Below are 6,613 nucleotides of genomic sequence, written 5' to 3'. Positions count from 1 at the left end.
CGTCGATCGCGCACCGGGCGATCGGCTACGGGATGCCCGGCATCCGGGTCGACGGCAACGATCCGCTGGCCTGCTACGCGGTGATGGCCGAAGCAGCCCACCGGGCTCGGGGTGGCGGCGGCCCGACCCTGATCGAAGCCGTCACCTACCGGCTCGGCCCGCACACCACCTCCGACGATCCGACCAGATACCGCAGCCCGCAGGAAGTGGACCGCTGGGCCGCGCTGGACCCGATCCCGCGCTACCGGACCTATCTGCAGCGCAACGGCCGGTGGACCCAACGGCAGGAGGAACAGCTCAGCACCCGGGCGAGGCGGCTGCGGGCCGAACTGCGCGACGCGGTCTGCGGTGCGGCCGACGTCGACGCCGACGAGCTGTTCACCACCGTCTACGCCGAGATCACACCCGCCCTGCGAGAACAGCGCCGGGCGCTGCACGCCGAACTGGCCGGGCAGGCGGAGACGAGCAGATGACCCAGATCGCCGAGCCCCCCACCCGTTCGACCACCACCGCCGCGGCGACCGGGAACGCGGCGGACGTATCCACCGAGCAGCTGACGATGGTGCAGGCACTCAACCGCGCGCTGCACGACGCGATGGTCGCCGACGAGAAGGTGCTGGTGTTCGGCACCGACGTCGGGGTGCAGGGCGGAGTCTTCCGGGTCACCGAGGGACTGGCCGAGATCTTCGGCGAGCAGCGCTGTTTCGACACTCCGCTGGCCGAGTCCGCAGTGATCGGCATCGCCGTCGGATTGGCGTTGCGCGGCTTCGTGCCGGTGCCGGAGATCCAGTTCGACGGATTCACCTACCCCGCACTCGATCAGGTGGTCAGCCATCTGGCCAAGTACCGGACCCGCACCCGTGGCGAGGTCGCGATGCCGGTCACCGTCCGGATACCCTCGTTCGGCGGGATCGGTGCGGCGGAACATCATTCGGAATCCACCGAGTCCTACTGGGCGCACACCGCCGGCCTGAAGGTGGTGGTTCCGTCGACGCCGGCCGATGCCTACTGGCTGCTGCGGCATGCGATCTCCTGCCCCGACCCGGTGATGTTCCTCGAGCCGAAGCGACGCTACTGGGCCCGCGGGGTCGTCGACACCGGCCACCCGGAACCGGCGATCGGCCGGGCGGCCGTGCGCCGGCCCGGCACCGACGTCACCGTGCTGACCTACGGCGGACTGGTGCACACCGCACTGTCTGCAGCGGAAATCGGTGCCCAGCAACACGGCTGGAGCCTGGAGGTGATTGACCTGCGGTCGCTGGTGCCGCTGGACTTCGACACCGTCGCCGCGTCGGTCCGCCGGACCGGGCGGTGCGTGGTCATGCACGAGGGTCCACGCACCCTCGGCTACGGAGCCGAGCTGGCCGCCCGCATCCAGGAGGAGCTGTTCTACGAGCTGGAGGCACCGGTGTTGCGGGCCTGCGGGTTTGACACGCCGTACCCGCCCGCCCGCTTGGAGCGGTTGTGGCTGCCGGGACCGGACCGGCTGCTGGACTGCGTCGGGCACTCGCTGGAGCTGCCGTGAGCCCAGACACCGACAAAGACGCCGAAAAAGAGTTCGTGAAGCCGTTTCTGGTTCCCGACCTCGGCGAGGGTCTGGAAGAGGTGACGCTGACCGGCTGGAATGTCGCCGTCGGTGACCATGTCGCGCTCAACCAGACGCTGTGTTCGGTGGAGACCGCCAAAGCCGAGGTGGAGATCCCCAGCCCGTACGCCGGCCGGATCGTCGAACTCGGCGGCGCGCCGGGCGACGTGCTGGCGGTCGGCTCAGTGCTGGTGCGCATCGACACCGGGGGCGAAACCGGTGCCCGCAGGCCCGTGCTGGTCGGATACGGAGCCGACGACGCGCTCGACACCAGCCGCCGGACCGCTACCGGACGTCCCAGGGCCAAGCCCGCCGCCCGTAAGCTGGCTGCCGAGCTGGGAATCGACCTGACCGAAGTGCCGGCGGGGCGAGACGGGGTGATCACCTCCGAAGCCGTGCTGGCGGCTTCGGCTGGTGAACGCTCCGGTGACGACGTGCTGCCGGTGAGCCCCGTGCAGGCGGCGATGGCTGAGCGGATGGCGCTGTCGCGCAGCAAGATTCCCGACGCACACGCCAGCGTGCAGGTCGACTGCGTCAATCTGCTGCTGCTGTGTGACCGGCTCGGCAAAACCGGCGCCGGCGGGTCTGCAGACGCCGCGATCACCCCGTTCGTGCTCACCCTGCGGCTGCTGGTCGTCGCGCTCACCCACCACCGGGTGCTCAACTCGACCTGGGTGGACGCGCCGGACGGCCCGCGGGTGTGCACCCACCACGCGGTGCACCTGGGCCTCGCGGTGGCCGCGCCCCGCGGCCTGCTGGTGCCGGTGGTCGTCGACGCGCACCGCAGGACCACCCGCGAGCTGGCCGGCTGCGTGGCCCGGCTGATCCGCGACGCCCGCGCCGGCGTCCTCAAGCCGACCGAGCTGGCCGGCTCGACGTTCACCATCTCCAATTTCGGTGCCCTCGGCCTCGATGACGGGGTGCCGGTGATCAACTACCCGGAGGCCGCCATGGTCGGGATGGGATCCCTGAAGCCCCGGCCGGTGGTGCTCGACGGTGCCGTGGTGGCCCGCCCGCAGATGACGCTGACCTGTGTGTTCGACCACCGCGTCGCCGACGGTGCGCAGGTGGCCGGGTTTCTCGGCGAACTCCGGGGCCTGATCGAGTCTCCCGATACCGCGCTGCTGGACCTGTGAGACCTTATGAGACCTTATCGTCAGTGCGGACTCTGGTTGGTGTCATAGGTTGCCAAACCGAGTGCCCGCCATGTGGTCAGCAGGCGCTGGTCTGACGTTCACCCCGGCAGCGGTTCTTATCCGACGTTCTTCCAGACCTGCACTCGGGTCAGATCGGAATTCTCGCGCGCGAGTTCAACCTCGTAGTGTTGCTGCAAGTTCAGCCAGAACGTGTCGGACTGGCCGAATAGTTTGCCTAGGCGAAGCGATGTGTCGGGGGTGATGGCGCGCTCGCCTTTGATGATCTGGTTGATGCGCCGTGGCGGCACGTCGATGAGTTCGGCCAGCTTGCGCTGGGAGAGCCCGAGTTCGGTGAGGTACTGGTCGGCGAGGATGCGGCCAGGGTGGATGGGCGCGATGTCTCTCACGGGCGTGCTCCTAATGGTAGTCGGTGATTTCCACCTGGCTCGGCCCGGAATGTGTCCAGGTGAAGCAGATGCGGTATTGGTCATTGATGCGGATGCTGTGCTGGCCTTTGCGGTCACCGGCGAGCGGTTCGAGTCGGTTGCCCGGTGGCAACGTGAGGTCGTTGAGGGTGTTGGCCGCGTTGAGCATCAACAGTTTCTCCAGCGCCCGCCAGGTGAGTTCGGGACCATATTTCGCGACCCGGCGGCCGCGGAACAACCTCTCGGTGCCCTTGTCGGCGAACGACCGGATCACCACGCTAGCGTAACGCGTAACGTCGCGCGACTCGGCGCTCCTCGCCTATACCGACGCGCTCGTCGGACGCAACCTCGCCGAACGAGCTGCCGCTGCCTACTCGCGCCGCGCCGCTGCCAGCCGGCTGGCGAACTCCGGTGACCGCACCGACGCCGCCTGCGGCCCCAGTTCGGTGCGCTTGGCGAACTCGTGCTGCTCGCTGTCGATCGAGCCCGGGCTGGCGGTGACCCGCATCGTCGCCTTGGTCGCCAGCACGACGTCGCGTGGAGCCGCTGCGGGTCCGGCGGCCAACGCCAGTGCGGCGGCGACCGGGTCATCGGCGACCTGCAGCGCCAGCCCGTGCCGCACGGCGGCTTCGGCGTCGAAACGCATCCCGAACAGCAGTGCCGCTCGGGCGACTTGCGGTCCCACCGCCCGGTGTAGCATCCAGCTGGCACCCCCGCCGGGGTGCAGCCCCAGCTGCTGGAACCGGGCGTCGAACACCGCTGCCGGCCCGGCGACGCGCACGTCGGCGGCCAGCGCCAGGTTCAGCCCGGCGCCGACCGCCGCGCCGTTGACGGCGGCGACGGTGGGCAGGCTGCACTCGGCGACCGCCATGAAACCGTCGTAGAGGCGCAACAGCCCGTCCTCGGTGGCGTCTCCCAGCGCGGACAGGTCGGCGCCGGCGCAGAAAGCCCGGCCGGCGCCGGTGACCACCACCGCATGCACGTTCGGGTCGGCCTCGGCCCGTCGCACCGCGGCGCGCAGCTGCGCCGACATCGCGCCGGTGACCGCATTGCGCCGGTCGGGATCGTTGACGGTGATCAGGGCTACCCGGTCGGCGACGCTGAACAGGACCTGGTTGGAACCGGAACCGGCGCCGGTCATCTGGTTTCTCCGCTACCGCACATCACCACAGCATCTCCTGACACGGCAGCCGGCGCAGCGGATTGGGACTCCGACAAATCGTCGATGGCGGGTCGGCTTGTGTTAGTGCGTTCCAGTGCAGCAATTTTGCCGCCCTCGGGCCTGGCGCCACCGTATTCTGTCAGCGCACGCATCGCAGAAAATCATGACCGCAAGGGAATGGAAGCTCTCAGGTGGCCCATCGCCGCAGCATCACGGTAATTCGTCGGTCGCGTGGGGTTCGGGCGGCGCACGGGCGTGGTCGTGTCGTTGGTTTGGGCACAGCGGTGGGGTTGTTTTCAGCGTTCGGGTTGGCGACCCTTGCGCCGCCGGCGGGCGCCGACGTGGTCGACGACGTGATCGATCAGCTCCTTTCGCCAATAATGCATGCGGCGGCGAACACCGTGGAGGATGCGGTGGCGGCGCCGGCCGCGTGGTTGTCGACGGCGGATTTGACCGCTTCGCTGCAGCAGTCCGTCTACATCCCGCTGCACACCGGCATCGAGGACTGGATTCACAGCAACCTCGGTGAGCAGGTTGATGGCTTCGTCAACACGCTGTTGGGGTCGGAGGTGATCGGCAATGGTACGGCCGGGACGGCGGCGCATCCCGACGGTGGTGCCGGCGGGTGGTTGTTCGGCGACGGCGGCGCGGGTTGGAACAGCACCTTCGCCGGCGTTGTCGGCGGCGATGGTGGTGCGGCCGGAATCTTCGGTAACGGCGGGGCCGGCGGTGACGGTGGCGCCGGCGTCACCGGTGGCTCCGGCGGTGCCGGCGGCTGGTTGATGGGGATCGGCGGAGCCGGCGGCGACGGTGGTGCGGGCAGTGCAGGCGTGCTCGGTGGTGTGGGCGGCGACGGCGGTGCCGGTGGTCACGGGAACGGCTGGCTGTTCGGCGTCGGCGGCAACGGCGGCGACGGTGGTGAAGGCACTGACGGCGGTAACGGTGGCGACGGCGGTAACGGCACCGGGCCGTTCGACAGCGGCGGAAACGGCGGCGACGGCGGTGAGAGCGGGGTGGGCGGCGCTCCGGCCGGGTTGCCGGCGCTGGGTGGGGCCGGTGGCAACGGCGGCATGCTCGGCGATCACGGCACGGTCGGCCATTACGGCACCGTCACTGGCGTCTCGCCGGGTGCCGACGCGCAGGCGCCGGCCGTGAGCACCGATGGGCTGAACGATCTGCCGATCAGCACCACCGGGACCTGGCTGACCGACAGCGCTGGACGCGTCGTCATCCTGCACGGGCTCAACGAGGTGTACAAGGTGGCGCCGTACGAGCCGGCCGCCGACGGATTCGGCAACAACGACGCGGCATTTTTGGCCGCCAACGGTTTCGACGCCGTCCGGGTGGGCATCCTGTGGGCTGCTGTGGAGCCCGAACCCGGTGTCTTCAACGACGCCTACCTGGCCTCGATCGCCCAGACCGTGCAGACGCTGGGCAGATACGGCATCGTCAGCATCCTCGACATGCACCAGGACTCTTACGCCAGCCCGTTCCAGGGCGAAGGGGCGCCGCAGTGGGCGGTGCAGACCGGCGGGGCGCCCAACATCAACTTCGGCTGGTCGGACAACTACCTCCTCGACCCCGCGGAGAATCACGCCTGGGATGCGTTCTGGTCGAATGCCCAAGCACCGAATGGTGTTGGGCTGGAAACCGATTACGCACAGATGTGGGAACACGTCGCGAACTACTTCGACAGCCGGCCCGACCTCAAAGACGACGTGGCCGGCTTCGAGATTATGAACGAGCCGGGAGCGGGCAAACTGGAGCTGCCGACCATCTTGGGCAGCCCGCACTTCGGCGCACAGGAGCTGACCCCGTTCTACAACCAGGTGGCGTCGGCGATCAGGGCCGTCGACCCATCCACACCGGTGCTGTTCGAACCGACCACCATCACCGAGGAGGGGCTGTTTCCCACCAGCCTGGGCACGGTGGACCAGCCGCACACGGTTTTCTCGTTCCACAACTACTGCGACCCAATCGGCATCGACATCCCGTGCGGATTCACCAGCCAACTTTTCGTCAACCGCGCCGAGCAGTATTCGGACTCGCACGATATCCCGGATTTGATGACCGAGTTCGGGATACCCCCCAGCGACCCGATGCAGGCCGCCGACCAGGCTAGGACGGGCTGGCTGGAATGGGCCTACACCAGCCAGGGCGACATCACCGGTGGAGGGCGCTCGGAGTCGTTGGTGTACAACCCCCATCTGCCGCCGACCGGCGACAACGTCAACACCGCGCACCTGGAGACACTGGCCGAGCCGTACCCGCAGGCGATCGCCGGCATCCCGAATTCGTACTCGTT

General features: G+C 68.8%; 7 protein-coding genes. 4 read left to right on the top strand and 3 right to left on the bottom strand.

Annotated features, from left to right (window positions below; all coding sequences use genetic code 11):
* The 3 genes from AC2VON_RS17325 to AC2VON_RS17315 form a co-directional block, all read left to right on the top strand.
* On the top strand, positions 1 to 473 hold a 473-nt coding region (locus AC2VON_RS17325; protein WP_486954054.1), incomplete at its 5' end, for a thiamine pyrophosphate-dependent enzyme.
* Positions 470 to 1,525, top strand: a complete 1,056-nt coding sequence (gene bkdB / locus AC2VON_RS17320; protein ID WP_486954053.1) for a 3-methyl-2-oxobutanoate dehydrogenase subunit beta — start codon at positions 470 to 472, stop codon at positions 1,523 to 1,525. The genes AC2VON_RS17325 and bkdB, both read left to right, overlap by 4 nt.
* The gene (locus AC2VON_RS17315; protein ID WP_486954052.1) at positions 1,522 to 2,721 is read left to right on the top strand and encodes a dihydrolipoamide acetyltransferase family protein; all 1,200 of its coding nucleotides are present in this window, start codon (positions 1,522 to 1,524) and stop codon (positions 2,719 to 2,721) included. Before bkdB ends, AC2VON_RS17315 begins: the two co-directional genes overlap by 4 nt.
* Positions 2,722 to 2,837: 116 nt before the next feature.
* Here AC2VON_RS17315 and AC2VON_RS17310 read toward each other — a convergent pair whose 3' ends face one another.
* The 3 genes from AC2VON_RS17310 to AC2VON_RS17300 form a co-directional block, all read right to left on the bottom strand.
* Positions 2,838 to 3,128 (bottom strand): HigA family addiction module antitoxin, encoded by a 291-nt coding sequence (locus AC2VON_RS17310; RefSeq protein WP_486954051.1) that lies wholly within the window; start codon positions 3,126 to 3,128, stop codon positions 2,838 to 2,840.
* A gap of 10 nt (positions 3,129 to 3,138) precedes the next feature.
* A complete protein-coding gene (locus AC2VON_RS17305; RefSeq protein ID WP_486954050.1) occupies positions 3,139 to 3,420 on the bottom strand; it encodes a type II toxin-antitoxin system RelE/ParE family toxin in 282 nt (93 codons plus the stop codon).
* Between the two features lie 96 nt (positions 3,421 to 3,516).
* Positions 3,517 to 4,287: an enoyl-CoA hydratase gene (locus tag AC2VON_RS17300; RefSeq protein WP_486954049.1), complete on the bottom strand. Its 771-nt coding sequence runs from the start codon at positions 4,285 to 4,287 to the stop codon at positions 3,517 to 3,519.
* A gap of 293 nt (positions 4,288 to 4,580) precedes the next feature.
* Here AC2VON_RS17300 and AC2VON_RS17295 point away from each other — a divergent pair.
* A partial coding sequence (locus tag AC2VON_RS17295) for a glycoside hydrolase family 5 protein (RefSeq protein ID WP_486954048.1) occupies positions 4,581 to 6,613 on the top strand: 2,033 nt, incomplete at its 3' end.

Source organism: Mycobacterium sp. TH-M82, assembly GCF_057473605.1.
This window is presented reverse-complemented; position numbering and strand designations above follow the sequence as displayed.